Below are 25,987 nucleotides of genomic sequence, written 5' to 3'. Positions count from 1 at the left end.
GTCTAGGCGCTGGTCCGCATCAGTGCGTAGACCGCGCATGCCCAGGCCAGGGTTGCGGTTCACCGAGGGTATGCACGCGTCGCGGCGCCCTGCGTCGTCGCGGCGCGGTTGCATCCGCTCGCGCATGCGCCATCATCGGCGCATGGACCATTCGATTCCCAAGCCGAGCGCGGTGGCCGCGCTCAATCCGCGCCAGGAGCAGTTGGTGGCGCTGGTGCGCCAGCAGGGCTATGCCGAGGTGGAAGGGCTGGCAGCGCGTTTCGAGGTGACGCCGCAGACCATCCGTCGCGACCTGACCCTGCTATGCGAGGCCGGTGTGCTGCGCCGCTACCACGGCGGGGTGAGCCTGCCGTCGAGCGTGGAGAACCTCGCCTATGCGGCGCGCAAGTCGCTGCAGGCGCAGGAGAAGCGGCGCATCGCCACGCTGCTGGCACAGCACATTCCCGACGACGCCTCGCTGTTCATCAACATCGGCACCACCAACGAGGACGTGGCGCGCGCGCTGATGGGCCACAGCGGCCTGCGCGTGATCACCAACAACCTCAACGTCGCGGTGATGATGAGCGCCAATCCCAGCTTCGAGGTGATGGTGGCCGGCGGGCGCGTGCGCGGCCGCGACCAGGGCGTCACCGGCGAGGCGACCATCGAACTGATCCGCCAGTTCAAGGTGGACTTCGGCGTGATCGGCATTTCCGGCATCGACCCCGACGGCACCCTGCTGGATTTCGACTTCCACGAGGTACGGGTGGCGCAGGCGATCATCGAGCACTCGCGGCAGGTGTTCCTGGCCGCCGACCACAGCAAGCTGGGCCGCAACGCGATGGTGCGGCTGGGGCCGATCGGGCGGGTGCATGCCTGGTTCACCGACCGCGCGCCGCCGGCCGAGCTGGCCGCGGTGCTGGACGCGGCCGGCACCCGCGTGTTCGTCGCCGACGGCGCTGCTGCCGATCCGGGTGCGCCGGCGCTGGACGAACCTGCGGATTGAGTGGGGCCGGCCCTGGCTCCGACGTCAGGATGGCAGGTTGGAGTCGGTGTTCGAATTGTTTCGTTAATGTTGCGTGATGTGGCGGGTTCGGCACGCCACGGCGGTGCCGTATGCCTGGCTGGCTGTCTCAAGCCTGAGCCGCAGGGGCTTCTAGCCGGTTTCTGGAGCGCGGTCGACGTCACGCTGCACTGCAGCGTGATATGTTCGGAAATGTTCGTTTACGATCTTTTCGTCCTCAGTCCTGCGCTCGGCCCCTGTCGCCGAGCCGGACACGACACTTCCGGAGTCGGCTATGCGTGAGACCTACGATGTGCTGGTGGTCGGTGGCGGCATCAACGGCGTGGGCATCGCCCGCGACGCGGTGGGCCGCGGCCTGTCGGTGTGCCTGTGCGAGCGCGACGACCTGGCCGCGCATACCTCCAGCGCCAGCACCAAGCTGATCCACGGCGGCCTGCGCTACCTGGAGCAGTACGAGTTCGCCCTGGTCGGCAAGGCCCTGGCCGAGCGCGAGGTGCTGCTGCGGCTGGCCCCGCACATCATCTGGCCGCTGCGCTTCCTGCTGCCGCACCAGCCGCACCTGCGCCCGGCGTGGATGATCCGCACCGGCCTGTTCCTGTACGACCACCTCGGCCGCGGCCGCCGCACCCTGCCGGGTTCGCGGCGCCTGGCGCTGCGCACGCATCCGGTGGGCGCGCCGCTGCGCGAGGAGTTCCGTACCGGCTTCGTCTATTCCGATGCCTGGGTGCAGGACGCGCGGCTGGTGGTGCTCAATGCGATGGACGCCGCGCAGCGCGGCGCGCGCATCCTCACCCGCACCCGCTGCGTCGGCGCGCGCCGCGTCGACGGCCTGTGGCAGGTCCAGCTGCAGCACGCCGACGGCCGCCGCGAGGAACTGCGCGCCCGTTCGCTGGTCAATGCCGCCGGGCCGTGGGCGGTGCAGTTCCTGGACGAGGTGGCGCACGTCGGCCACGACCACGCGCTGCGCCTGGTCAAGGGCAGCCACATCGTGGTGCCGCGGCTGTTCGAGCACGACCACGCCTACATCTTCCAGCAGCCGGACCGGCGCATCGTCTTCGCCATTCCCTACGAGCAGGACTACACCCTGATCGGCACCACCGACGTCGACTACCGTGCCGATCCGGCCGCGCCGCGCATCGACGGCGAGGAGACGCGCTATCTGTGCGAGGCGGCCAACCGCTACTTCCGCAAGCAGATCGTTCCCGAGGACGTGGTGTGGAGCTACAGCGGCGTGCGCCCGCTGCTCGACGACGAGGAGGACAACGCCGCCGAGGTCACCCGCGACTACCTGCTGGAACTGGACACGCGCGACGGCGCGGCGCTGCTCAACGTGTTCGGTGGCAAGCTCACCACCTACCGCAAGCTGGCCGAGGAGGCGGTGGACCGGCTGACCGCGCATGCCGGGCGCAAGGCGCCGGCCTGGACCGCACATGGCGCGCCGCTGCCCGGTGGCGAGCGCAACGACATCGCCACGCTGGCACGCGAACTGCGCGCGGCGCGGCCGTGGTTGGCCGAGGCCACCGCACAGCGGTTGGCGCGCAATTACGGCACCCGCGCGGAAACGCTGCTGGGCGACGCCGCTTCGCTGCAGGACCTGGGCCAGCACTTCGGTGCCGACCTGTACCAGGCCGAGGTCGACTACCTGCGCCAGCACGAGTGGGTGGTGGACGCCGAGGACCTGCTGTGGCGGCGCAGTAAGCTCGGCCTGCGCGTGGACAACGCCGACCGCCAGCGCCTGGTCGCCTATCTGCAACAGGCCCCGGCCACGCTGGCCGCGGCACCGGCTTGACGAAAACGCTGCCGCCGGCCCGGTTCGGGTCGCGGCGGCGCGTGCACAATCGCGCTGCGCCCGGCCCCTGCCGCGGCGCACGAACCTGGACGCAACCGTGGAGGGTGGCAGGCATGGGTGGATCGACAGCGGCAACGACGGCAGGCCGGGAGGCACGGGCATGAACCGGCAACTGATAGGCGAACTGATTTCCGAGGCGATCGCGATGCTGATCATCATCGCCTTCGGCTGCTCGGTGGCGTGCATGTACGTGCTCTACGACCCCAGCCCCTACCAGCACGCCTATTGGGGCGTGTGCATCGCCTGGGGCCTGGCGGTGACCATCGCCATCTACGTCACCGGCTCGGTGTCCGGCACCCACGCCAATCCGGCGGTGACGCTTGCATTGGCGCTGTACCGCGGCTTTCCATGGCCCAAGGTGCTGCCGTACTGGGTCGCGCAGGTGATCGGCGCATTCCTCGGCGCGTGGATCGTCTACCTGCTGTTCGCGCCGGTGATCGACCACTACAACCAGGCCCAGCATCTCACCCGCGCCGGTGGCGGCGCGGCCGGGGTGTTCTTCACCGCGCCGGGCCTGGCGATCACGCCGATGCACGCGCTGCGCGACCAGGTGGTCCTGACCGCGTTTCTGATCTTCGGCATCTTCGCCATCACCGAGCGCTACAACGAGGCCGCGCCCACCGCCAACTCCGGTGCGCTGATCATCGGCCTGCTGGTGGCCACCATCGGCGCCTCGATGGGCTACCTGGAAGCCTGGGCGATCAATCCGGCCCGCGACTTCGGCCCGCGCCTGTTCGCCTACGTCGCCGGCTGGGGCTCCTCGGCGCTGCCGTCGGCCGACAACTACTGGTGGATCCCGATCGTCGGCCCGTTGATCGGCGGTGTGATCGGTGGCGCCGCCTACCAGCTGCTGATCTATCCGTTCCTGCCGGCACGGGTGAAGGCGCTGGAAGAAGAACAGGCCGCCGCGCGCCGCGGCTAGCGCCGGCTGCGCGTTCGTTTTCGCGCGCGGCGTGCGCGCCTCCCTCTTCCCCGTTGGCGCCGCGCCCGTGCGCGCGGCGTGCATCCCGCAGGAGTCTCCGATGGAAAAGCAATTCATCCTGGCCATCGACCAGGGCACCACCAGTTCGCGCGCGATCCTGTTCGACCGCGCGGGCCGCAGCGTCGGCATGGCCCAGCGCGAGTTCTCGCAGATCTTCCCGCAGCCGGGCTGGGTCGAGCACAACCCGCGCGAGATCATGACCAGCGTCTACACCACGATCACCGAGCTGCTCAACAACCACCAGGTGGACGCCAGCGCGATCGCCGGCATCGGCATCACCAACCAGCGCGAGACCGCGGTGGTGTGGGACCGCGCCACCGGCCAGCCGATCTACAACGCGATCGTCTGGCAGTCGCGGCAGACCAAGGACATTTGCGACCAGCTCAAGGCCGATGGGCACGAGGACATGGTGCGAGCCAAGACCGGCCTGCTGATCGATGCGTATTTCTCCGGCACCAAGGTCAAGTGGATCCTCGACCACGTCGAGGGCGCGCGCGAGCGCGCGCAGCGTGGCGAACTGGCCTTCGGCACCATCGACAGCTGGCTGATCTGGAACCTCACCGGCGGCAAGGTGCACGTCACCGACTACACCAACGCCTCGCGCACGCTGCTGTACAACATCCACGAACTGCGTTGGGACGAAGAGCTGCTGCAGATGCTCGACATCCCTGCCTCGATGCTGCCGGAGGTGCGCTCGTCCAGCGAGATCTACGGCAACACCCAGGGCCAGTATTTCTACGGCCACGCGGTGCCGATTGCGGGCATCGCCGGCGACCAGCAGGCGGCGCTGTTCGGCCAGGCCTGCTTCGAACCGGGCATGGCCAAGAACACCTACGGCACCGGCTGTTTCATGCTGATGAACACCGGCGAGAAAGCGGTGGCCTCGAAGAGTGGCCTGCTCACCACCATCGCCTGGGGCGTGGACGGCAAGGTCGAGTATGCGCTGGAAGGCGCGATCTTCGTCGCCGGCTCGGTGGTGCAGTGGCTGCGCGACGGCCTGCGCATGCTCGGCAAGGCCAGCGATTCGCAGGCCTATGCCGAACGTGCCGGCGACAACGACGGCGTGTACATCGTGCCGGCCTTCGTCGGCCTGGGCGCGCCGTACTGGCGCAGCGACATCCGCGGTGCGGTATTCGGCCTGACCCGCGGCACCACCAAGGAACACTTCATCCGCGCCGCACTCGAATCGATGGCGTACCAGACCCGCGACGTGCTGACCGCGATGCAGGTCGATTCGGGCATCGAACTGAAGGAACTGCGCGCCGACGGCGGCGCCATCGCCAACGACTTCATGGCGCAGTTCCAGAGCGACATCCTGGACGTGCCGGTGCTGCGCCCGGAGGTGGCCGAGACCACCGCGCTGGGGGCGGCCTACCTGGCCGGCCTGGCCACCGGCTTCTGGAAGAACCGCGCCGAGATCGCCCAGCAGTGGGCGGTGGACCGCCGCTTCGAGCCGGACATGCCGGCCGAGCGCCGCGAAGCCCTGTACGCCGGCTGGCAGCAGGCAGTGGAGGCGACGATGGGGTTCCGGATTCGCTGAGGCGGGCGCCTGGCGCGACACGTGCATTTGTAGGAGCGGCTTCAGCCGCGACCGGTCGTTCCTGAGGTGCATGGTCGCGGCTGAAGCCGCTCCTACACAAGAATTTTCGCTGAAGTGCTTTGTCACCGCATGCGTCGAAAGCGGCGAATGCCGGCCGCGCACGAAACGCGTAGGAATTGGAGGAGCGGCTTCAGCCGCGACAGGGCTTTCCCATGAAAGCCCAGCCGCGCTGGTACAGCCGAAATTGCGCAACACCCACGCCAGTGGCGCTGGCCGCAATCCAGCGACGTCAATCGTGACTTGCAGGTGCCTAGACGTACTGCGTCGGCCCGCGCGGGCCCGGCACCGGGGAATCCACGCCGCCGACCGGGTCCTGGATCGGCGGGATGGTCGGATCGGTCGGCTGGTCGGGGATCGGGTCGATCGGGCGGTCCGGGGTCGGGTCCACGCCGGGGTTCGGTACTTGGCCCGGCACCTCGTTCGGTGGCTGCTGCGGATCCTGGCCGGGATTGGGACTCTGCATATGCATGGGCGTCTCCTTGCGATGAGTCGCCAGCGTGCGCGCTGCGCCGACGCGTGCGGGTGAAGCGCACGGCAACGGCGGATGAAGGGCGGGCCAATCCGCGCGCCCGATGGTCGCGGCAGGCAACGCACGCCGCTGGCGGAGACTCCGGCGCTCCGGCATGCTGATGCCGATGCACCGCTACGACCTGGTCATCTTCGACTTCGACGGCACCCTGGCCGACTCCTTCCCCTGGTTTCTGGCGACCATCAACGGCGTCGCCGACGAATTCGGCTTCCGCCGCTTCGACGTCGAGCGGCTGGAGGAAATCCGCAGCCTGAGCGCGCGCGAACTGATGGCGCGCAGCGGCCTGCGCTGGTGGCGGGTGCCGGCGGTGGCGCGGCGCATGCGCACCCTGATGAGCGAACAGATCGAGCGCATCGCGCTGTTCGATGGCGTGGCCGACCTGCTCGCGCAGTTGGCGCAGGCCGGCGTGCAGCTGGCGCTGGTCACGTCCAACAGCCGCGCCAACGTCGAGCGCGTGCTCGGTCCCACGCTGCTCGCGCAGTTCCGCGACGTGCGCTGCGGTGCGGCGGTGCTGGGCAAGCGGCGCAAACTGCGCGCCAGCCTGCGCGCCTGCGGCGTTCCCGCCGCGCGGGCGCTGTGCGTGGGCGACGAGATCCGCGACGCCGAGGCCGCGCGGCAGGCCGGCATCGCCTTCGCCGGCGTCGCCTGGGGCTACACCTTGCCGGCCGCCTTGCAACCGCAGACGCCGCTGCCCTTGCTGCAGCGGCCGGACGCGCTGTCGGCGCTGGTGCTGTCGTCCGAACGCCGAGAGGGTGATTGCTGCGCTGCAGGTTGATTGTTCACTTGTGATTGCTATATTCATAGGCGAACAGTCGCGGCGCCCGTTGCCATCCTGGGCGTGCATGCTGCGGCCTTAACTCATCGCGCCCGATCCCGGGCAGAGGCGTGCCATGCGCAACCCCAGCAGCTACCGTCCCTCGCGCGTCCGTGGGCGATCCGCTGTGGCTGTCATGCCGGGCGTGCGCGCATGGCGCTGAACGCTGCCGCCGCCGACGCCTTGGCGCCGCGCCCGCTGGGCACCAGCGGCGTGCACCTGTCCACGCTGGGCTTCGGTGCCGCGCCGATCGGCAATCTGTACGCCGAGGTGGACGACGCGGTGGCGCTGGCCGCGGTGGCCGACGCCTATGCCGCCGGCATCCGCCATTTCGATACCGCGCCGTACTACGGCTATGGGCTGAGCGAGCAGCGCCTGGGGCAGGGCCTACGCGGGCTGCCGCGCGCCAGCTACACGCTCTCGACCAAGGTCGGGCGCTGCGTCTACGACGACGCCGCGGCGGCGCCGGGGCGCGAGGGCTTCGCCGTGGCCGGGCGCCGCGCCGAGTTCGACTACAGCCGCGACGGCGTGCTGCGTGCCTTCGAGAGCAGCCTGCAGCGGCTCGGCACCGATCACATCGATGTGCTGCTGCTGCACGACATCGGCCGCCTGACCCACGGCGAGCGCCATCCGGCGATGCTGCGGCAGGCGCTGGACGAGGCCTTGCCGACGATGGCCGCGCTGAAGGCGCAGGGCGCGTGCCGGGCGATCGGCATCGGCGTCAACGAGGAGGACGCGGCGGTGGAACTGATGCCGCTGTTCCCGCTCGACTGCGTGATGCTGGCCGGCCGCTACACCCTGCTCGAACAGCATGCCGCGCAGCGGATCATGGCGCAGGCGCTGCAGCGGCAGGTCGGCATCCTGGTCGCCGGGCCGTACAGCTCCGGCCTGTTGAGCGACGCGCGCGGGCCGGGCGAGACCTACAACTACGCGCCGGTGGATCCGGCCACGCTGCAGCACGCGCAGCGCCTGTTCGCGGCCTGCGCGGCGCATGGTGTCGACGTGGGTGCGGCGGCGCTGCAGTTCCCGCTGGCCCATCCGGCGGTGAGCACGGTGGTCGCCGGCATGCGCACGCCGGCGGAAGTGGCCAGCGCCGCCACACGCCTGCGCGCGTCGATTCCCGCTGCGTTGTGGCAACAGTTCCGCGACGACGGCCTGCTGCGCGCGCCGGTGCCGACGCCGTGAACGCGATCGACGCCCATGTGCATTTCTGGCGCCTGGCGCGTGGCGACTATGCCTGGCTGACGCCGGAGCTGGGCGTGCTGTACCGCGACTACCTGCCCGAGGACCTGGCCGCGACGCTGGACGCGCACGGCGTGACCGCGCTGGTGGCGGTGCAGGCGGCGCAAAGCGAGGCGGAAACCCGCTATTTGCTGCAGCTGGCGCGGACCGAGCCGCGCATCGTCGGCGTGGTCGGCTGGGTGGATTTCGAGGCGGCCGACGTCGCCGCGCGCATCGCCGCGCTGTGCGCCGAAGGCGCAGGCCTGATCAAGGGGCTGCGGCCGATGGTGCAGGATCTGGCCGATCCGCAGTGGCTGGCGCGTTCGCAGCTGGACGCGGCCTTCGATGCGCTGCTGCAGCACGACCTGGTCTTCGACGCGCTGGTGCGGCCGCTGCACCTGCCGGCGTTGCTGGCGCGGTTGCAGCGTCATCCGCAGTTGCGCGTGGTGCTGGATCACGCCGGCAAGCCGGCCATCGGCGCTGCCGGCTTCCAGGCCTGGGCCGACGGCCTCGCGCACCTGGCGCAGTACCCCAACGTGGTGTGCAAGCTGTCCGGCCTGCTCACCGAACTGCCGGCCGACGCCGCCATCGACGATCCCGCGCTTGCCCCCTACGTGGCGCACCTGTTCGCCTGCTTCGGCGCGCAGCGGCTGCTGTGGGGCAGCGACTGGCCGGTGCTCACCCAGCGTACCGACTACGCCGCCTGGATGGCGCTGGCGCAGGCCTGGGTCGCGCAGCATGCCGCCGGCGCCGCCGAGGCGGTGTTCGCCGGCAATGCGCGGCGCGTCTATCGCCTGTCCGATCCGATTGCTTTCCCCCCGACCTGGAGTTCCGCCCCATGACCACGTTCGTGTCCATTTCCGGGAGCCGCGCATGAGCGGCCGTCTGCAAGGCAAGCGCTGCCTGATCACCGCCGCCGGCGCCGGCATCGGCCGCGAGAGCGCACTGGCCTGCGCGCGCGAAGGCGCGCAGGTGCTGGCGACCGACATCGACGCCGCCGCGCTGCAGGCGCTGGCCGCCGAGTCCGATGGCATCGTCACGCAGACCCTGGATGTCACCGATGCCGCCGCGATCCAGGCGCTGGTGGCGGCGCAGCCGACCTTCGACGTGCTGTTCAACTGCGCCGGTTACGTGCACCAGGGCAGCATCCTCGACTGCGACACGCCGGCCTGGAAGCGCTCGTTCGCGATCAACGTCGATGCGATGTACTACCTGTGCCAGGCGGTGCTGCCGGGCATGCTCGCGCAGGGCCGTGGCAGCATCGTCAACATGTCCTCGGTGGCATCCAGCATCAAGGGCGTGCCCAACCGCTTCGCCTACGGCGTGACCAAGGCGGCGGTGATCGGCCTGAGCAAGGCCATCGCCGCCGACTACGTGGCCAAGGGCATCCGCTGCAACGCGATCTGCCCCGGCACGATCAAGACGCCGTCGCTAGGCGAGCGGGTCAAGGCGCTGGGCGGCGACGAGCAGGCGGTGTGGAAGAGCTTCACCGACCGCCAGCCGATGGGCCGCCTCGGCGACCCGCGCGAGATCGCGCAGCTGGTGGTGTACCTGGCCTCGGACGAATCCTCGTTCACCACCGGCCAGACCCACATCATCGACGGCGGCTGGTCGAACTGACCGCGCCGTCCCATTTCCGACAGAGGATTTCCCCATGAAACTGCTGCGTTACGGCGAACCCGGCCACGAACGCCCGGCCCTGCTCGATGCCGACGGCCACCTGCGCGATCTCTCGGCGGTGATCGACGACGTCGCCGGCGAGCACCTCACCGCCGCCGGTCTGGCCCGGCTGCGCGCGCTCGATCCAGCCACGCTGCCGCAGGTGGACGGCGAGGTGCGCTATGGCGCGGCCGTGGGTCGCGTCGGCAAGTTCATCTGTGTCGGGCTCAATTACGCCGATCACGCCGCCGAGTCGGGCATGGCGGTGCCGGAGATGCCGGTGCTGTTCATGAAGGCCACCAGCGCGATCAGCGGCCCCAACGACACGGTGACGATCCCGCGCGGTTCGCTCAAGACCGACTGGGAAGTGGAACTGGGCGTGGTGATCGGCGATACCGCGCGCGACGTGTCGGTGGAGGACGCGCTGTCGCACGTCGCCGGCTATGCGGTGATCAACGATCTGTCCGAGCGCGCGTTCCAGCTCGAGCACGGCGGGCAGTGGGTGAAGGGCAAGAGCTGCGACGGCTTCGGCCCGATCGGCCCATGGCTGGTCACCGCCGACGAGGTGCCGGATCCGCAGAACCTGTCGATGTGGCTGGAGGTCAATGGCCATCGCTACCAGAACGGCAGCACCCGCACGATGGTGTTCGGCGTGGCCGAGCTGGTCAGCCACATCAGCCGCTACATGACCCTGCTGCCGGGCGACGTGATCAGCACCGGCACGCCGCCGGGCGTGGGCCTGGGGCAGAAGCCGCAGGTGTACCTGAAGCCGGGCGACGTGATGCGGCTGGGCATCGAAGGCCTGGGCGAGCAACACCAGGCCGTCGTCGCGCATCCGCGCGACGCGCAGTAGCTGCAAGACGCGAGAGAAAAAGCCCCTCTCCCTCCGGGAGAGGGGTTGGGGTGAGGGTAGGGGCGAAGCCACCTCGCAACCCATCCCGCTGTGGCTCCGCTTGTACAGGAGCGCCACGTCCGCGTGCGCTTGCTTCGTTCGTGTTCCGGAGGGCTGTGGTAGTCCTGCACTCCCGCACCCTCACCCCAACCCCTCTCCCGGGGGGAGAGGGGCTGTTTCACCGCTTTTTTTGACTTTCCCACCGCTTCATCGACCAGGATCCCCATGAGCAAAATCGTCGCGCTCGAGACCTTCGACGTCCGTTTCCCCACCTCGCGCGAACTCGACGGTTCCGATGCGATGAATCCGGATCCGGATTATTCGGCCGCCTATCTGCGCCTGCGCACCGATGCCGACGATGGTCTCGCCGGCTACGGCCTGGCCTTCACCATCGGCCGTGGCAACGACGTGCAGAGCGCGGCGGTGGCGGCACTGGCGCACCACGTGGTCGGCCGCGACGTGGAGACGGTGATCGGCGATCTGGGCGGTTTCGCGCGCAGCCTCACCGACGACTCGCAACTGCGCTGGCTGGGCCCGGAAAAGGGTGTGATGCACATGGCCATCGGCGCCGTGGTCAACGCCGCCTGGGACATGGCCGCGCGCCGCGCCGGCAAGCCGCTGTGGCGCTTCATCGCCGAGCTGTCGCCGGAGCAACTGGTGGACGCGATCGACTTCCGCTACCTCAGCGACGCGCTGACTCCGGACGAGGCGCTGGCCATGTTGCGCGACGCCGAACCGCTGCGCGCCGAGCGCATCCAGACCCTGCTCGACCAGGGCTATCCGGCCTACACCACCTCGCCGGGCTGGCTCGGCTATTCCGACGAGAAGCTGGTACGTCTGGCCAAGGAGGCGGTGGCCGACGGCTTCCGCACGATCAAGCTCAAGGTCGGCGCCAACGTGGAGGACGACATCCGCCGTTGCCGCCTGGCGCGCGCAGCGATCGGCCCGGACATCGCCATGGCGGTGGACGCCAACCAGCGCTGGGACGTGGGCCCGGCGATCGCCTGGATGCGCCGGCTGGCCGAGTTCGACATCGCCTGGATCGAGGAGCCGACCAGCCCCGACGATGTGCTCGGCCATGCCGCGATCCGCCGCGGCATCGCGCCGGTGCCGGTCTCCACCGGCGAGCACACCCAGAACCGGGTGGTGTTCAAGCAGTTGCTGCAGGCCGGCGCGGTGGACCTGATCCAGATCGATGCCGCCCGCGTGGGCGGCGTCAACGAGAACCTGGCGATCCTGCTGCTGGCGGCCAAGTTCGGCGTGCGCGTGTTCCCGCATGCCGGCGGCGTGGGCTTGTGCGAACTGGTGCAGCATCTGGCGATGGCCGATTTCGTCGCCATCACCGGCAAGATGGAAGACCGCGCGATCGAGTTCGTCGATCACCTGCACCAGCACTTCGTCGATCCGGTGCGGATCGTGCACGGCCGCTATCTGGCGCCGACGGCGCCGGGCTTCTCGGCCGAGATGCATGCCACCTCGGTCAGCGAGTTCCTGTATCCGGATGGCCCGTTCTGGAGTGCGGATCTGGCGGCGCAGGACGCCTGAGTTTTGCGGGGTAGGTGCGTTTCCGCTGACGGAAGCGCACCGGCTGCGTTGAAGCGGTCGCGGCTGCAGCCGCTCCTACGTGTGCGATCCGCGCTGCGCCGACGCTCTCGTAGGAGCGGCTTCAGCCGCGACGAGCGAAGCCGATCAACCCACCGGCCGCAGCAGCCGTCGGGACGGACGTCCCTCTCGCAAACGCCTCAGCCCGTGCTCTTGCGCTCCTGTTCCGCCAGCGCCGCCTGCAGCGAAAAGATCTGCAGCGCCTCGCGCCATTTCTCGCCGGGCGCCGACCCGGGCAAGGGTTTCTGGAAGCGCCACATCAGCGCTTCCCAGGCCTGCACGCGCGGATTGGTCGCGTCGGCGGCGGCCTTGGCCGCGGGCGAATAGTCCTCGTCCACCTCCATCAGCATGACCAGGCGGTCGCCGCAGCGGTGGATGTCCAGCTCGCGGATGCCGGCGGCACGCAGCGAGGCGACGATCTCCGGCCAGACGGTGTCGGGACGGTGCCAGCGTTCGTACTCGGCGATCAGCGCCGGGTCGTCGTGCAGGTCCAGCAGGTAGCAATGGCGCGGCATGGCTCAGGCTCCGCGGGCAGAGGGAAGGGGCGCCACGCGGTGTCGCGCCGCATGCAGCGCGAAACCGAGGATCACCGCGAAGCCGAGCGCCGGCACCGTGATCGCCCAGTGGATGCCGGCATGGTCGGACACCGCACCCATCACCGCGGTCAGCGCGGCACCGCCGATGATCGCCATGACGATCAGCGAGGCGCCCAGCTTGCGCGCGTCGTCGTCCAGTCCGTCCAGGCCCAGGGCGAAGATGGTCGGGAACATCACCGACATGAACAGGCTGCTGGCGACCAGCGCATACAGGCCGATCCAGCCCGGCAGCGCCACCGCCACCGCGCACAGCAGCAGGTTGAGCAGGGCGAACACGCCGAGCAGCCGCGCTGCCGCCAGGAAGCGCAGCAGCGCGGTGCCGATGAAGCGGCCGGCCATGAACAGCACCAGCGAGACGGTGAGGAAATCGGCGGCGGTCTTCTCCGGGGTGCCGGGCACGCCGTCCTGCAGATAGCGGATCAGGTAGCTCCAGATGCCGACCTGGGCGCCGACGTAGAAGAACTGCGCGATCACCGCGAACACGAAGCGGCGGTTGCGCCGCAACTGGCCGAAGCCGCCGGTGTGGGCGCTGTCGCCCCCTGCGCGGGTGGCCGGGAAGCGGGTCAGCCCGATCAGCAGCGCCCACAGCAGCACCACCGCTCCGATGATCAGGTACGGCGTCTGCACCGCCAGCGACTCGGCAGAGAAAAAGGCCTCGCGCGCGGCCGGCGCCATCGCTGCCAGTTCCTGCGGAGTGTGCTCCACGCCGGACAGGATGAAGTGCTGGCCGACCAGGATGCCGGTGATCGAGCCCAGCGGATTGAACGCCTGCGCCAGGTTGAGCCGCCGCGCCGCGCCCTCGGCAGGGCCGAGCACGGTGACCAGCGGGTTGGCGGTGGTTTCCAGGAATGCCAGGCCGCTAGCGATGACGAACAGGGCCAGCAGGAACAGCCAGTAGGTGTGCACCTGCGCGGCGGGGTAGAACAGGAACGCGCCGACCGCGTACAGCAGCAGGCCCAGCACCACCGCGGCCTTGTAGCTGTAGCGGCGCATGAACATCGCCGCCGGGATCGCGAACACGAAGTAGCCCAGGTAGAACGCGCTCTGCACCAGCCCGGCCTGCAGGTCGGTCAGTTCGAATGCTTTCTTGAACTGTTTGATCAGGATGTCGTTGAGGTTGTTCGCCATGCCCCACAGAAAGAACAGGCTGACGATCAGGACCAATGGCGCAAGCGCGGTCCGGGTGAGACTGGCGGGCGCCGGCGTGGCGCGTTCGCTGCTGTAGTGCATTGCCGCCTACCCCTCCCAAGGTGTGCCGCGTCGCGTTCGGATTGTCGGCGGAGCGTACTGCGCCGGCGAGTGCCATGCAAATATAAAATTTGAGTTCATATTTGCATGGAGGTGCAGCCGCCGACCACGCAGCGCAGGCGCCAGCGCTGCGAGCCGGTGCGGCGTCCCTGTACCCTAGTCCTCTTCACCAGCTACCGGGTCCTCGACGGAATGACCACCCCTTTGCCCAAGTACCGTGCGCCCGCCCTGGACAAGGGGCTGGACATCCTGGAGCTGCTGGCGCGCGATGCGCGGCCGATGAGCATGGGCGAGATCTCGCAGGGCATCGGCCGTTCGCGCGGCGAGATCTTCCGCATGCTGCAGGTGCTGGAAGAGCGCGGCTACCTGACCCGGGCTGCGGGCGAGGGCGGCTACACGCTGACCAATCGCCTGTTCATGCTCGGCATGCAGCAGCCGCGGGTGCAGAACGTCACCGAAGTGGCGCTGCCGGTGATGCGCGCGCTGGCCGACGCGATCCGCCAGCCCTGCCACCTGGTGGCGCCGTCGGACGACCAGATCGTGGTCATCGCACAGATGGACGTGCCCAGCGACCTGGGATTGGTGGTGCGTCCCGGCCACCGCCGTCCGTTCGCGCACTCCACCTCCGGCCTGGTGCTGTTCGCGTTCCAGCCGGCCGACGCGCAGGCGCAGTTGCTGCAACGCCTGGACGCCAGCGAGGTGGCGTACGACCGCGCCGCGTTCCTGGCCGCGGCGCAAGAGGTGCGCGCGCTGGGCTACAGCATCCATCCCAGCGAGGCGGTGGTCGGCGTGATCGACCTGACCGCACCGATCCTGCAACACGGCATCGCCCGCTACACCCTGACCGTGCCCTTCATCGAACGCCGCCCGCAACCGATCGATGCGCAGGCGGCGATGCGCGCGGTCTGCGATGCCGCGGCGCAGATCAGTGCCGCGTTGGCGTAGGCGTCGTGGCTGACGTCTGCCGGTGTGCCGTGGCGGAGGTTTTCCTGCAGGAAGTGCGATCGCGTCTTGTGTCGTGTGCGGATAACTGCCCGTGATAACGGCGCATGCCTGTGTCGCTGCGCATCGGTCATGATGGTCGGGTGACTGAGGGCGAGTGATGGCGAACGCGATCTTTTATCTGTTCGCCGCGGTCGCGGCGCTGCTGGCGGTAGTCCTCCATCGGTACAACAAGCGCCGCATGGATACCCTGTTGATGGCGTCGTTTCGCCACCTGTCTTTCAACAGCGACGGCGCCGCTCTGCGCGGCGTGGATCTGCAGATAGTGAAGAAGGCGCAACAGTTCATCCGCACGACTCAGCGGTTGTCGTTCTTGCCGGATAGCCCAGTCGTCAATCAAGGCGATGCGTTCTGGTACTGCCGCGGTCCCGGTGCACGCTGGTTTCTGGCGATTCCCACGGTCCTGTCCCGTGGTGGCGAATTGGAGGTGAGTTGGGTCGTGCGCCCGCTCACCGAACAGCGCATGCGCGCCGCCCTGCAGTTCGATCGCAAGGCCTGTCGGCGTGCATTCGGCGCGCAGGATGCGTCCTGATTCATGTGTGGCATCCAGTGCGGTACCGATGCGATGCGCCGCCTCGCCTGCGTTGCGGGCGTCGTATCGGCGATGCAGTGCACTGTGGCTAACGGCAGTGAACGCGGCGTCTGCACGTTGTGAGCAAGCGCGCCGCGCATGTCCACGCTGCAGTTGCGCTGCGCGTGCGCCGACGCCGTGCACCGCTGGAATGCGCGCCCATGGCGCACGTGACTCGATCCCCAGCCTGATCGCGCATTCGCTGCACGCGCGCGCAAAGCGTTGACCATCGCGCCCCGGCTGCGCAGCCTGCACGGAACACGGCGACACGGGCACACGGCATGGCGCGGCGGTTTCCCTGGAGTTGGTTGGCGCTGCTGGCGGCCTGCGCGTTGGTGCTGGTGCTGGCTTGGCAGAACCGCGGCTTGCGCGAGGAACGGCGTTGGTTCGTCACCCGCACCACCGAGCCGTATCTGGGCATGTACGTGCCACGCATCGATGTCGCCGCGGTCGATGGCACGCCGCTGACGCTCGGCGTGCCGACCGCCGAGCGTCAGGTCCTGTTCTTTTTCACCACCACCTGCCCGTACTGCAGGCGCTCGGCGTCGCACGTGGTGCAGGCGGCGCAGCGTCTGGCCACGCAGCAGCCGGGCGTGCAGGTACTGGGCGTGTGCCACTGCAGCCCTGAGCAGGCGCGGCGCTACGCCGCCGAGCACGGTTTCACGTTTCCGGTGACCACCTTGACCGATCGCCGCGCGCTGATGCTGTTCCGCGCGCGCAACGTGCCGACGCTGCTGGCACTGGACCGCGAGGGACGCGTGCGCTATGCGCGCGTCGGCGTCTTCGATACCACGGAGCGGATGCAGGACCTGATGGCCGCAGTGCGCAGCACGGATGTGCCGCCGGCCTTGGCAACCATCGAGGAGTAAGCCATGAAACAGCGTTGGACAGCGTTACGCAACGGGATGCTTGCGGCCGTGTTCCTGGCCAGCATGGGCTTCGGCGCGGTGCAGGCGACCGCCGGCGACGGCATCGAGAAGGAGGCGGCCTGCAGCGCCTGGGCCTGCCAGCAGGAGTGCGCGCCGTTCGGCGGCGAGCTGGGGCCGGGCGGGCCCGGAAAGCCGTTGGTCTGCTACTGCTGCGGCTGAGCCGTGCCGGAGCCGGTCGCGCCAGGCCGGCTCCGGCATCGGGGCTGCGATGGCGGCGCTCACGGAGCGCAGCGAGCATCCGCCGCGTTGCGCTCCGTCATCACCCGGCCAGCCTGCAAGGCGCTCCTGGTGCGCGCGATCGCGCACTGCGTCACGACCAGCCGCCGACGATTCACGCAGGTTTGCGCGCTGGCTGGGCATGGTGGAACGCAGACCAACCAGGAGCGTTCCATGACCTCACCTCTTCATCCCGTCCGCCTGTCCCTGTTCGCGGCGCTCGCCGCCGTAGCACTGAGCGGCTGCGGCAAGCCCGGCGACCAGGCCTCGCGCACCGCACCGGCGACCTCGCCGGAACCTACGGCCGCACCGGTCGGTGGCGAAAGCGGGCGCGCGCCGATCGGCGGCGACGCCTCGGCCAAGGCGATGCTGCAGGTGCTCGAGGGCAATGTGGTGGCGTTGTCTAAGCAGGCGCTGTCGCGTGACGTCAGCAAGACCGTGGCCGACTTCGCCCGCGAAACCATCGCCGTGCACCACGACGCCGACCCGGCCACGGCCGGCAAGGGCGGACCCGGCGATGCCGAGAAGATCGCCGCACAGGTGGCCAAGGGCCGTGCGCAGCTGCAGGCGCTTGGCGACGAAAAGGACAACTCCGCCTACATGAACGCCTACGCGGCGGCCGTGGTACGGCAGTACTCCGATGCGCTGTCGGTGATCGATGCCGAACTGGTGCCGGCGGCCAAGGAAGACGCCACCCGCCAGGAACTGCAGCAGGCGCGCAAGCGCATCGCCGAGCAACTGGAGCGCGCGCAGGCGCTGGCCTCGGCCCGCTATTGAGCGCATCGCCCCTCTCCCGTCGGGAGAGGGGTTGGGGTGAGGGTACGGCGCGAAGCGACGCGCAGCGTTGGGGCCTCGGGAATCGGTGACACGCCCTAGCCGTTGGCGGCGACCGCGTGCGGCGCCGGCCACTCCTCACGCCCATCCGGATGTCGCGCGAAGCGGGTCGGGTCGCTGCCGTGCACCGGCGCCTCGTCCTGCCATGGCCAGCCGCCGAACTGGGTGCGGCGATAGTCGGCCATGGCCTGGGCGATCTCGGCCTGGGTATTCATCACGAACGGACCGTGTTGCGCCACCGGTTCGGCGATCGGTCGGCCTTGCAGCACCAGGAACTCGCTCGCCTCGCCGTCGCCACTGACCAACTCGACCGCCTGATCGGCGCGCAACTCGATCGCCGCGTGGCGGGTCACCGGGCGTCCGCCCACCGTCACCGCTGCGCCCTTGAAGAAGTACAGGCTGCGGCGCGTGCCGCGGCCTTGCGCGGCGGGCAGGGTCCAGCGTGCGCCGGGTGCCATGCGGATCGTCCAGATGGCCACATCGGCGTCGTCCTGCGCGGCCCACGAATCCGGTGGCGGCGCGAGCGGGCCGCCGGCGCTGCCGGGCGCGGCGTCGACCGGGCCGATGCGGCCGGCCACGCAGGCCACCTCGGTGGTGCGGCCGGCGTCGTCGGTGGCAGTGAAGCGCGGCAGGTCTTCCGACCAGAACATGGTGAAGTGCGGCGCGGCCAGCTTGTTGCGCGCCGGCAGGTTGAGCCAGATCTGGAACAGTTCCAGCGGGTTGGGCGCCGCCGTGTCCAGCAGCGGGAACATCTCCGAATGGACGATGCCCGCGCCGGCCGTCACCCATTGCACGTCGCCGGCGCCGAAGCGCGCCGCCGCACCGAGCGAGTCGGCATGGTCGATCAGGCCCTTGCGCACGATGGTCACGGTCTCGAAGCCGCGGTGCGGATGACCGGGAAAGCCGGGAATCTCCTCGCCGTGATACATGCTCCAGCCGTCCTTGCGGCTGAAGTCCTGGCCGATGGCGCGGCCGTGCAGGGACGCCGCCGGCCCCATCGCGCCGTTACCGGCGGGGTAGGCATCGTCGTGGTAGACGCAGAACAGGAACGGGTCGATCGTGTCCCAAGGGAAGCCAAGCGGCTTGATCTGGACGATGGGGTCGGTCATGGAGAGATCCTTCGTGCGAACGCCGCCCGAGGATGGGTGCGGCAATCTTCACGATATGGGGCGGTGCCGAGGGAACGGAAGGCCGGTCCGAAGGACATCCTGTCCCGCACGGGAAACGCTGGGATGCGCCGCCGCCGCGTCCATGGCGATGGCGATGGCGCAGGCGCGGTGACCGGCCGCGTCGCATGCGCCGATCCAGCGAACCCGGCAGTCGGTGCCGTGAACTGAATGCTTGCTGGGGCGCAACCGCTCATCTGCGCCCGCACGACCCATGCGTCATCGGACTGTCATCGCCGGCGACGAGCATCGCGCCTTTCCGAATCGCCGGCTGCCGATGGCGCCGGCACTGCGAGTGGCTGGTGCGTTCCGAACCCCTGCCGGCGTTGTCGCGGCTGTTCCTGCAATGGCGGCCGTCGCTGAGCCGCTACTTCCGCAAGCGCCGCGCCGAGGCCTGGGATGCCGACGACCTGCTGCAGGAAGTGTGGCTGCGCCTGCAGCGCAGCGAGGCGCACGCGCCGGAGATCGCCAATCCCGAAGCCTACCTGTTCACCATCGCCGCCAACCTGATGCGCGAGCACGCGCTGCTGCATCAGCGCAGCAGCCAGCGCGACACCTGCCTGGACGACGTGCTGGACCGGCTGGCGGTGCCGTGCGAGGCCGATGCGCAGGTGCACCGCGCGCAGCGCCGGCAGCGCCTGGCCGAGCTGATGGCGCGGCTGCCGCCCAAGTGCCGCGCGGCGATGGTGCTGCGCTATCGCGACGAACTGGGCTACCAGGAGATCGCCGAGCAACTGCAGATCTCCAGCCACATGGTCAAGAAGTACATCATCAAGGGCCTGGCGGTGTGCCGGCAGGGCATGGCGCGCTATGCGTGAGGAGTCGCAGCGTAGCGCCGAGGCGGCCGCGGACTGGTACCTGGCGCAGCGCGAGACCGCGCTGTCGCCGGCGCGGCAGGCCGAGTTCCTGGCCTGGTTGCGGCAATCGCCGGCGCACGTGGCCGCCTATCTCGACATCGCGCGGCTGCATGGCGACCTGCCGTCCGCGGCGCAGGCGCAGCAGGCCAGCAGTGCGCAGCTACGCGCGCATGCCTTGCGCAGCGGGGCGGTGGTGGTGCCGTTGCGCCCGGATGTGGATGCAATGCCGATGGCGCGCAATCCGCGTCGTGTCGCGCCACGGCGCAGGCGCTGGCCATTAGCGGTGGCGGCCCTTCTGGCGCTGGCCGTGGCCGGCCTGGCGCTGCGCCTGAGCGCGCCAACGCCGGTACCGGCGACCGTATACGCCGCGCCGGCAGACGCGGCGCGCAACGTCGCCCTGGACGACGGCAGCGTGGCGCACCTGGACCGCGGTGGCGCGATCGCGGTGCGCTACGGCACGCAGCGCCGCGACATCGCCCTGCTGCGCGGCAAGGCGGTGTTCGATCTCGGCCACGATCCGGCGCGGCCGCTGCGGGTCAGCGTCGGGACGCTGGTGCTGCGCGATGTCGGCACCGTGTTCGGGGTCGACCCGCAGGCCGGCGGTGCGCGGGTCACCGTGTTGCAGGGACGGGTGCAGGTGTCGCGCGATACCCCGGCGTGGTGGCATCGCAGCGACCTGCCGTCGGAAGGACCGACGCTGGCGGACCTGGGTGGCGGCCAGCAGGCGCGGGTGGATGCGCAGGGCCGCGTGCTGGCGCTGCGCGACCATGCCGACATCGCCGACGCCACCGCCTGGCTGCCGGCGCAGGTCGGCGTGCAGGATCGCAGCCTGGGCGAGGTGGCGCGGCTGTTCAACGCCTACACCACCCAGCCGCTGCACATCGCCGACCCGGCGCTGGCGGCGCGGCGGGTCAGCGGCGTGTTCCACCTGCGCGACCCGGAGGCCTTCGTCGCCTATCTGGGCAGCCTGCCGGACGTGCAGGTACAGCGCGATGCGCACGCGGTGACCATCCGCCGCGCGCCGGCACCGCTGTAAGAAAAAATTCACGAAATCGACGGTAGCCGCACGGCGCACCGGGGCACTCCTAGGAAGCATGGCCGTCGCGCAGTACGCGCGGGCCCGCCCTTCCTCCCCTCCGGTGTGATCGTCATGCGCAAGCCTCTCGTCGTCTCCATCGCCCTGCTGCTCGGCAGTGCGTCCTCGCTGCCGGCTTGGTCGGCGCCCGCCGTCACCGCGTCGGCCATCGCGCCCATGCCGCTGGCGCAGGCGCTGGACCAGTTCGCGCGCAGCAGCGGCCTGCAATTGATGTACGACCCGGCGCTGGCCACGGGGCTGCGCAGCAGCGGCGCGCCGGCCGGCCTGGCGCCGCCGCAGCAACTGCATGCCTTGCTCGCCGGCACCGGCCTGGACTACCGCATGTTGACGCCCGGCTCGGTCGCCATCGTGCGAAGCAGCGTCGCCGCCGCCGCGCCTGCTGCCGCGCCACGGGCGCCGCGCAGTGCCGCGCCGGCGCGCGGCGAGGCCGACGGCGAGCACGACGGCCCGCGTGAACTGGCGCCGATCAACGTCACCGCCAACAGTGTCGACACACTGGCGCCCAGCGCCGCGCCGCTGGAGGCGAGCCAGCCAACCTCGGTGATCGACGAGCGCTTCATCCGCGACGGCCTGCGCCTGAATTCGAACTACGACGACATCATCAAGTACGCGCCCAGCGTGGTCACCACCTCGCCGGAAGGCCCGGGCCTGGGCAAGAACGAAGGCATCAGCATCCGCGGCTTTCAGGACGGCCAGTTCAACATCACCTTCGACGGCATCCCGTTCGGCGATGCCAGCGATCTGCACCACACCACCTCGGCCTACTTCAACAACCACGTGCTCGGTCAGGCCGAGATCGACCGCGGCCCCGGCGGCGGCGCCACCATCGGCAACGCCACCTTCGGCGGCACCCTGGCGCTGCGCACGCGCAACCCCAGCGAGGTGGACGGCGTCACCGTGTACGGCACCGGCGGCAGCTGGAACACCTGGGCCGGCGGCGTCAGCGCCGACGAGCACATCGGCAACACGCGCCTGTTCGCCGACCTGTCCAAGGAGGCCAGCGATACCTACCTCAAAGGCACCGACGACCGCCGCGAGCACGCCTTCCTCAAGACCGTCAGCGACCTCGGCGAGGCCACCACGCTGACCTTCGTCAGCAGCTACAACCAGGAGCACCAGAACACCGTGCAGGGCGCCACCCGCGCGCAGATCGCGCAGCACGGCTGGCGCTACGGCCTGGGCGACGATCCGACCCTGCAGAACTACACCGGCTACAACGCTGCCGCCTACTACTCCAGCTTCACCTACCTGGGCCTGAGCACGCGCCTGGGCGACTGGGACCTGGACAACAAGGTCTACTACAACAGCTTCGACCACACCGCGTCCAAGACCAGCATCCCCACCAGCGAGAGCGCTGCCGACAATGGTGTGACCTTCTATGGCGCCACCGGCAAGAAGCTGTCCAAGGCCGCCAAGGACGTGCCGGGCAAGCTCTCGGACAACGACTTCCGCGCCTTCGGCGACGTGCTGCGGCTGGCGCGCGATCTCGGCCCGGGCCAGTTGCAGACCGGCGTGTGGGTGGAGCGCAACCTCGACGAGCGCCTGCAGTTGCCGGTGGACATGAGCACCGGCGCGGCCAGCGGCACCAAGTACGGGCCGCTGTACAACTACAAGCTGCACGACCGCACCGACACCTTGCAGCCGTACCTGCAGTACGACTGGAAACTCAGCGACAGCCTCACCCTCAGCCCGGGCCTGCGCTACGCGCGCGTGCAGCGTCAGCTCGATGCCGAGGTCAACAAGAGCACGCCGCCGGCGCCCGCGCACAGCGCGGCCAGCTACGACGCCACGCTGCCGTCGCTGAGCCTGCACCAGGCCTTCAACGAGCACTGGAGCGGCTACGTGCAGGCTGCGCGCGGCTTCCTGGCGCCGCCGATCGACGTGATCGAACTCAACGGCACCCGTGGCCTGCGTCCGGAACTGACCAGCAACTATCAGCTCGGCACCAGCTATGCCGCGCGCGGCCTGACCTTCGGCGCCGACATCTACTACATCGACTTCAGCAACTACATCAGCCAGACCCTGGTCACGACCGACAACGGCACCGAGAGCGCCTTCGTCAACGGTGGCGGTGCGGTGTACCGCGGCGCCGAGGCCGAGGCCACCTACGCGCTCACGCCGGTCCTGAGCCTGTACGCCAACGCCAGCTACAACGAGGCCACCTACAAGCACAGCAGCACCCAGGTGGCCGGCACGCCGCGGGTGACCGCGGCGCTGGGCCTGCTGTACAACAGCGGCACCGGCTACTTCGGCTCGCTGATGGAAAAGGTGGTGGGCGCGCAGTACGGCGTGGACAACACCACCACGCCCAGCGGTGCCACGGTGTTCGGCAACGACCAGCGTCTGGGCGGTTACGCCAGCCTGGACGCGGCGCTAGGTTACCGCAGCACGCACGGGCTCTACGGTCTCAAGGGATACTCGATCAGCATGGACGTCAACAACCTGCTGAACCGGCATGCGCTGATCGGCTACGCCGGCACCCGCTCCTCCGACAACCAGCCGCTGTACTTCGGCCTGGCCGGGCGCGGCGTGTTCCTCGACCTGTCGCTGAAGTTCTGAGGCCCGCCATGTCCGCTTCCCGATTCGCACGCGTGCGCAGCGCATGGCGCCTGGCCGCGTGGCTATGCGTCGCCAGCGTCGCCTGGCCGGCGGTCGCATCGCCTAAGGCGGACGCGGCATCGACCGCCGCGGAGGTGCGCCTGACGATCGTGGTGATGCGTCACGGCGTGCGCGCACCGACGCAATCGCCACAGGACCTGGCCAAGTACGCTGCACAGCCCTGGCCGCAATGGCCGGTGGCGCCCGGCCAGCTCACGGCGCACGGTGCCGGCGGCATGCAGGCGCTGGGCGCGCGCTACCGGCAGCGCTGGCTGGCCACAGCGGTGCTGGCGCCGGACTGCGCCGCGTCCGGCGCACTGGTGATCGCCGACAGCACGCCGCGCAACCACGACAGCGCGGCCGCCTTCACCGAAGGCCTGCTGCAGGGCTGTCGGGCGCACTACCTGGCGTTGCCGACGACGCAGAACAACCCGCTGTTCCATTTCGGCAAGGACGAGGACAAGGACGACGATGCGCCCGCGGCACCGCTGCACCTGGACGCGGCCACCCGCAGCCGCCTGCGCGCGTTGCAGCGGGTGCTGTCCGGCTGCGCCGCCCCGACCTGCGCCGCGCAGGGGACACAGAGCCTGGACGATCCGCAGCGGCTGCAGGATCCGGCGCAGGCGGCCAAGGCGTTGAAGACCGCCGGCAGCCTGGCCGAGAACCTGATGCTGGAGTACGCGCAGGGCCTGCCGATGCCGCAAGTGGCGTGGGGGCGCGCCGACGCGGTGGCGCTGCAGCGGCTGATCGGCCTGCATAACGCCTCCTTCGGCTACAGCAAGCGTGCGCTGCCGGCGGCACGCGCCGGCGGCTCCAACCTGCTCGCGCACCTGCTGGCGACGCTGCAGGCGGCGGCCGGGCAAGCGCCGGCGGTGGCGGCACTGGCGCCGGCGGACACGCGTGCGCTGGTGCTGCTGGGGCACGACACCAATTTGGCGCATCTGGCCGGCTTGTTCGGCATCGATCCGCTGGTGCACGGTCAGCCGGACGCGTATCCGCCCGGCGGCGCGCTGCTGCTGGAACTGGTGCGGCAGGACGGCCACGACTTCCTGCAACTGCGCAGCGTGGTGCCGACGTTGCAGGCGCTGCGTGCCAACCGCTTCGATGGCCGCGGCCTGCGCGAGCGGCGCTGGCCGTTGCCCGGCTGCGGCGGCCGCCTGCGCTGCCCGCTGGCGATCGCCTTGCCGGCGTTGCAGGCGCAGCTGGATCCGCAGCGGGTCGAGGCTGCGGTGCCGCCGATGACCGAGTGGCCGGCACAGGCGGTGCAGGTGGGCGATTAGCTTGGCGGCACCGTAGGAGCGGCTTCAGCCGCGACCGGGCGTTCCTACGTCGTGCCTGTCGCGGCTGAAGCCGCTCCTACGCGTGCCACCGGGTCCGGGAATGCCGCCCGCCGTCACGGACCACTCAGCGGCGAAGGTCGATCATCGCGGTTCCCCCACGCGCCTGCGCCTGCGTGCGCCGCGCTCCTTGCCAGGACCCCGCCATGTCCCCGACCCACGCCGCTGCGCTGCCCGACACCATGACCGCAATCGAGATTCGCCAGCCCGGTGCGCCCGAGGTGCTGGTGCCGGTGCGCGTGCCGTTGCCGCATCCGGGGCGCGGCGAACTGCTGGTGCGGGTGGCCGCGGCCGGCGTCAACCGCCCCGACGTAATGCAGCGCCAGGGCAGCTATCCGCCGCCGCCGGGTGCCTCGCCGTTGCCGGGGCTGGAGTTCGCCGGCGAGGTGGTCGGCCTGGGCGAGGGCGTGGAGCGCTACCGGCTGGGCGACCAGGTCTGCGCGCTGGTCGCCGGCGGCGGCTATGCCGAGTACGCGGTGGTGCACGAGCGCAATGCCTTGCCGGTGCCGGCGGCGCTGAGCCTGACCGAGGCCGCGGCGGTGCCGGAAACCTTCTTCACCGTGTGGACCAACGTGTTCCAGCGCGGCCGCCTGCAGTCCGGCGAGACCCTGCTGGTGCACGGCGGCACCTCCGGTATCGGCAGCGTCGCCACGCTGCTGGGGCGTGCCTTCGGCGCACGGGTGATCAGCACCGTCGGCTCGGCCGACAAGCGCGCGGCCAGTCTGGCGCTGGGCGCGGAGGCGGCGATCCTGTACCGCGAGGAGGACTTCGTGGCCGAGACGATGCGCCTGACCGAGGGCCGTGGCGCCGATGTGATCGTGGACCTGATCGGCGGCGACTACCTGGCGCGCAACTACCAGGCCGCGGCGCTGGACGGGCGCATCGTGCAGATCGGCATCCAGCAGGGCAAGGTGCGCGAGCTGGACCTGATGCCGCTGCTGGCCAAGCGGCTGACCCACACCGGCTCGACCCTGCGCCCACGTTCGGTGATGGAAAAGGCGGCGATCGCGCGCGAGCTGGAGCAGCAGGTGTGGCCGCTGCTGGCGCAGGGCCGGATCAAGCCGCAGGTGGACCGCTGCTTCCCGCTGCAGGAGGCGGCGCAGGCGCATGCGCTGATGGAGTCCAGCGCGCATATCGGCAAGATCGTGCTGACGACGGCGCAGTGAACCCGGGCATCGGTCACGGCGACCCGCCTGCCGCCGTAGGAGCGGCTTCAGCCGCGACGGGCGTTACCGGGAACGTTCATCGCGGCTGAAGCCGCTCCTACGCCAGGCTTCCGTCGTGATGAGCGGCGCGCTTCGGTTGCGACAGGCGGCCGGCAGGCACCCGTGCGCCCAGGCGACACGCGTGCCCGCACCAGTCGCCGCGCCCACCCCTGGCCCGGTT

Annotated in this window: 24 protein-coding genes; 20 read left to right on the top strand and 4 right to left on the bottom strand. The window is 70.0% G+C overall.

Translation table 11 applies throughout. The annotated features are described in order from the left end of the window. The first annotated feature begins 124 nt into the window (after positions 1 to 124). From GGR64_RS12700 to glpK, 4 genes are all read left to right on the top strand, one after another. The gene (locus GGR64_RS12700) at positions 125 to 985 is read left to right on the top strand and encodes a DeoR family transcriptional regulator (protein WP_326520331.1); all 861 of its coding nucleotides are present in this window, start codon (positions 125 to 127) and stop codon (positions 983 to 985) included. Between the two features lie 292 nt (positions 986 to 1,277). Then, the gene (glpD, locus tag GGR64_RS12695; protein ID WP_184447350.1) at positions 1,278 to 2,792 is read left to right on the top strand and encodes a glycerol-3-phosphate dehydrogenase; all 1,515 of its coding nucleotides are present in this window, start codon (positions 1,278 to 1,280) and stop codon (positions 2,790 to 2,792) included. 160 nt (positions 2,793 to 2,952) lie between these two features. Beyond that, on the top strand, positions 2,953 to 3,774 hold the full coding sequence (locus GGR64_RS12690; protein WP_184646254.1) for an MIP/aquaporin family protein: 822 nt from the start codon (positions 2,953 to 2,955) through the stop codon (positions 3,772 to 3,774). Positions 3,775 to 3,874: 100 nt separating this feature from the next. After that, positions 3,875 to 5,374, top strand: a complete 1,500-nt coding sequence (glpK, locus tag GGR64_RS12685; protein WP_160957681.1) for a glycerol kinase GlpK — start codon at positions 3,875 to 3,877, stop codon at positions 5,372 to 5,374. A 310-nt stretch (positions 5,375 to 5,684) separates the two neighbouring features. On the opposite strand, the gene GGR64_RS12680 is transcribed toward glpK, so the two are convergent. Then, on the bottom strand, positions 5,685 to 5,903 hold the full coding sequence (locus GGR64_RS12680; protein ID WP_184646252.1) for a hypothetical protein: 219 nt from the start codon (positions 5,901 to 5,903) through the stop codon (positions 5,685 to 5,687). A 154-nt stretch (positions 5,904 to 6,057) separates the two neighbouring features. Between GGR64_RS12680 and GGR64_RS12675 the strand changes: the two genes are divergently transcribed. The 6 genes from GGR64_RS12675 (at position 6,058) to GGR64_RS12650 (ending at position 12,094) form a co-directional block, all read left to right on the top strand. Next, on the top strand, positions 6,058 to 6,738 hold the full coding sequence (locus tag GGR64_RS12675; RefSeq protein WP_255421567.1) for an HAD-IA family hydrolase: 681 nt from the start codon (positions 6,058 to 6,060) through the stop codon (positions 6,736 to 6,738). A gap of 192 nt (positions 6,739 to 6,930) precedes the next feature. Then, a complete protein-coding gene (locus GGR64_RS12670; RefSeq protein WP_184646250.1) occupies positions 6,931 to 7,962 on the top strand; it encodes an aldo/keto reductase in 1,032 nt (343 codons plus the stop codon). Continuing rightward, on the top strand, positions 7,959 to 8,840 hold the full coding sequence (locus tag GGR64_RS12665) for an amidohydrolase family protein (RefSeq protein ID WP_184646248.1): 882 nt from the start codon (positions 7,959 to 7,961) through the stop codon (positions 8,838 to 8,840). Before GGR64_RS12670 ends, GGR64_RS12665 begins: the two co-directional genes overlap by 4 nt. Positions 8,841 to 8,871: 31 nt before the next feature. Further along, positions 8,872 to 9,618 (top strand): SDR family oxidoreductase, encoded by a 747-nt coding sequence (locus GGR64_RS12660; protein WP_184447347.1) that lies wholly within the window; start codon positions 8,872 to 8,874, stop codon positions 9,616 to 9,618. A 34-nt stretch (positions 9,619 to 9,652) separates the two neighbouring features. Beyond that, positions 9,653 to 10,510, top strand: a complete 858-nt coding sequence (locus GGR64_RS12655; RefSeq protein ID WP_184646246.1) for a fumarylacetoacetate hydrolase family protein — start codon at positions 9,653 to 9,655, stop codon at positions 10,508 to 10,510. 264 nt (positions 10,511 to 10,774) lie between these two features. Beyond that, entirely contained in the window at positions 10,775 to 12,094 is a 1,320-nt protein-coding gene (locus GGR64_RS12650) for an L-fuconate dehydratase (RefSeq protein WP_184646244.1), read from the top strand. 197 nt (positions 12,095 to 12,291) lie between these two features. Here the strand turns inward: GGR64_RS12650 and GGR64_RS12645 are convergent, their stop codons facing one another. Beyond that, entirely contained in the window at positions 12,292 to 12,666 is a 375-nt protein-coding gene (locus GGR64_RS12645) for an L-rhamnose mutarotase (protein ID WP_184646242.1), read from the bottom strand. A 3-nt stretch (positions 12,667 to 12,669) separates the two neighbouring features. Continuing rightward, complete coding sequence (fucP, locus tag GGR64_RS12640; protein WP_184646239.1) at positions 12,670 to 13,977, bottom strand: L-fucose:H+ symporter permease; 1,308 nt, start codon at positions 13,975 to 13,977, stop codon at positions 12,670 to 12,672. A gap of 210 nt (positions 13,978 to 14,187) precedes the next feature. Between fucP and GGR64_RS12635 the strand changes: the two genes are divergently transcribed. The 5 genes from GGR64_RS12635 to GGR64_RS12615 all read left to right on the top strand — a co-directional run bounded on the left by GGR64_RS12635 (position 14,188) and on the right by GGR64_RS12615 (position 17,490). After that, the gene (locus GGR64_RS12635) at positions 14,188 to 14,940 is read left to right on the top strand and encodes an IclR family transcriptional regulator (RefSeq protein WP_160970209.1); all 753 of its coding nucleotides are present in this window, start codon (positions 14,188 to 14,190) and stop codon (positions 14,938 to 14,940) included. Positions 14,941 to 15,097: 157 nt separating this feature from the next. Next, the gene (locus tag GGR64_RS12630) at positions 15,098 to 15,529 is read left to right on the top strand and encodes a hypothetical protein (protein ID WP_184646237.1); all 432 of its coding nucleotides are present in this window, start codon (positions 15,098 to 15,100) and stop codon (positions 15,527 to 15,529) included. Between the two features lie 347 nt (positions 15,530 to 15,876). After that, positions 15,877 to 16,437, top strand: coding sequence for a TlpA disulfide reductase family protein (locus GGR64_RS12625; protein ID WP_184646365.1), 561 nt, complete (start codon positions 15,877 to 15,879; stop codon positions 16,435 to 16,437). Between the two features lie 3 nt (positions 16,438 to 16,440). Further along, a complete protein-coding gene (locus tag GGR64_RS12620) occupies positions 16,441 to 16,656 on the top strand; it encodes a hypothetical protein (protein WP_026143700.1) in 216 nt (71 codons plus the stop codon). 231 nt (positions 16,657 to 16,887) lie between these two features. Further along, positions 16,888 to 17,490, top strand: coding sequence for a hypothetical protein (locus GGR64_RS12615; RefSeq protein ID WP_184646236.1), 603 nt, complete (start codon positions 16,888 to 16,890; stop codon positions 17,488 to 17,490). Between the two features lie 95 nt (positions 17,491 to 17,585). Here GGR64_RS12615 and GGR64_RS12610 read toward each other — a convergent pair whose 3' ends face one another. Beyond that, a complete protein-coding gene (locus tag GGR64_RS12610; RefSeq protein ID WP_184646234.1) occupies positions 17,586 to 18,656 on the bottom strand; it encodes a pirin family protein in 1,071 nt (356 codons plus the stop codon). Between the two features lie 359 nt (positions 18,657 to 19,015). Here GGR64_RS12610 and GGR64_RS12605 point away from each other — a divergent pair, with 359 nt between their 5' ends. The 5 genes from GGR64_RS12605 to GGR64_RS12585 all read left to right on the top strand — a co-directional run bounded on the left by GGR64_RS12605 (position 19,016) and on the right by GGR64_RS12585 (position 25,767). Beyond that, positions 19,016 to 19,531, top strand: coding sequence for a sigma-70 family RNA polymerase sigma factor (locus tag GGR64_RS12605; protein ID WP_184447340.1), 516 nt, complete (start codon positions 19,016 to 19,018; stop codon positions 19,529 to 19,531). Next, positions 19,524 to 20,606: a FecR domain-containing protein gene (locus tag GGR64_RS12600; RefSeq protein ID WP_184646232.1), complete on the top strand. Its 1,083-nt coding sequence runs from the start codon at positions 19,524 to 19,526 to the stop codon at positions 20,604 to 20,606. The genes GGR64_RS12605 and GGR64_RS12600 overlap by 8 nt, the downstream gene beginning before the upstream one ends. A gap of 114 nt (positions 20,607 to 20,720) precedes the next feature. Further along, positions 20,721 to 23,225 carry a TonB-dependent receptor gene (locus GGR64_RS12595; RefSeq protein WP_184646230.1) on the top strand — a complete coding sequence of 835 codons (2,505 nt, stop codon included), beginning with the start codon at positions 20,721 to 20,723 and terminating at the stop codon, positions 23,223 to 23,225. Between the two features lie 8 nt (positions 23,226 to 23,233). Next, entirely contained in the window at positions 23,234 to 24,544 is a 1,311-nt protein-coding gene (locus tag GGR64_RS12590; RefSeq protein WP_184646228.1) for a histidine-type phosphatase, read from the top strand. A 203-nt stretch (positions 24,545 to 24,747) separates the two neighbouring features. After that, on the top strand, positions 24,748 to 25,767 hold the full coding sequence (locus GGR64_RS12585) for an NAD(P)H-quinone oxidoreductase (RefSeq protein WP_184646227.1): 1,020 nt from the start codon (positions 24,748 to 24,750) through the stop codon (positions 25,765 to 25,767). The last annotated feature ends 220 nt before the right edge of the window (positions 25,768 to 25,987 follow it).

Origin of the sequence: Xanthomonas sp. 3307 (assembly GCF_014199735.1) — a bacterium.
GTDB lineage: Bacteria > Pseudomonadota > Gammaproteobacteria > Xanthomonadales > Xanthomonadaceae > Xanthomonas_A > Xanthomonas_A rydalmerensis.
The sequence above is the reverse complement of the archived record's forward strand: the minus strand, read 5'-3'. Positions and strand labels throughout refer to the sequence as shown.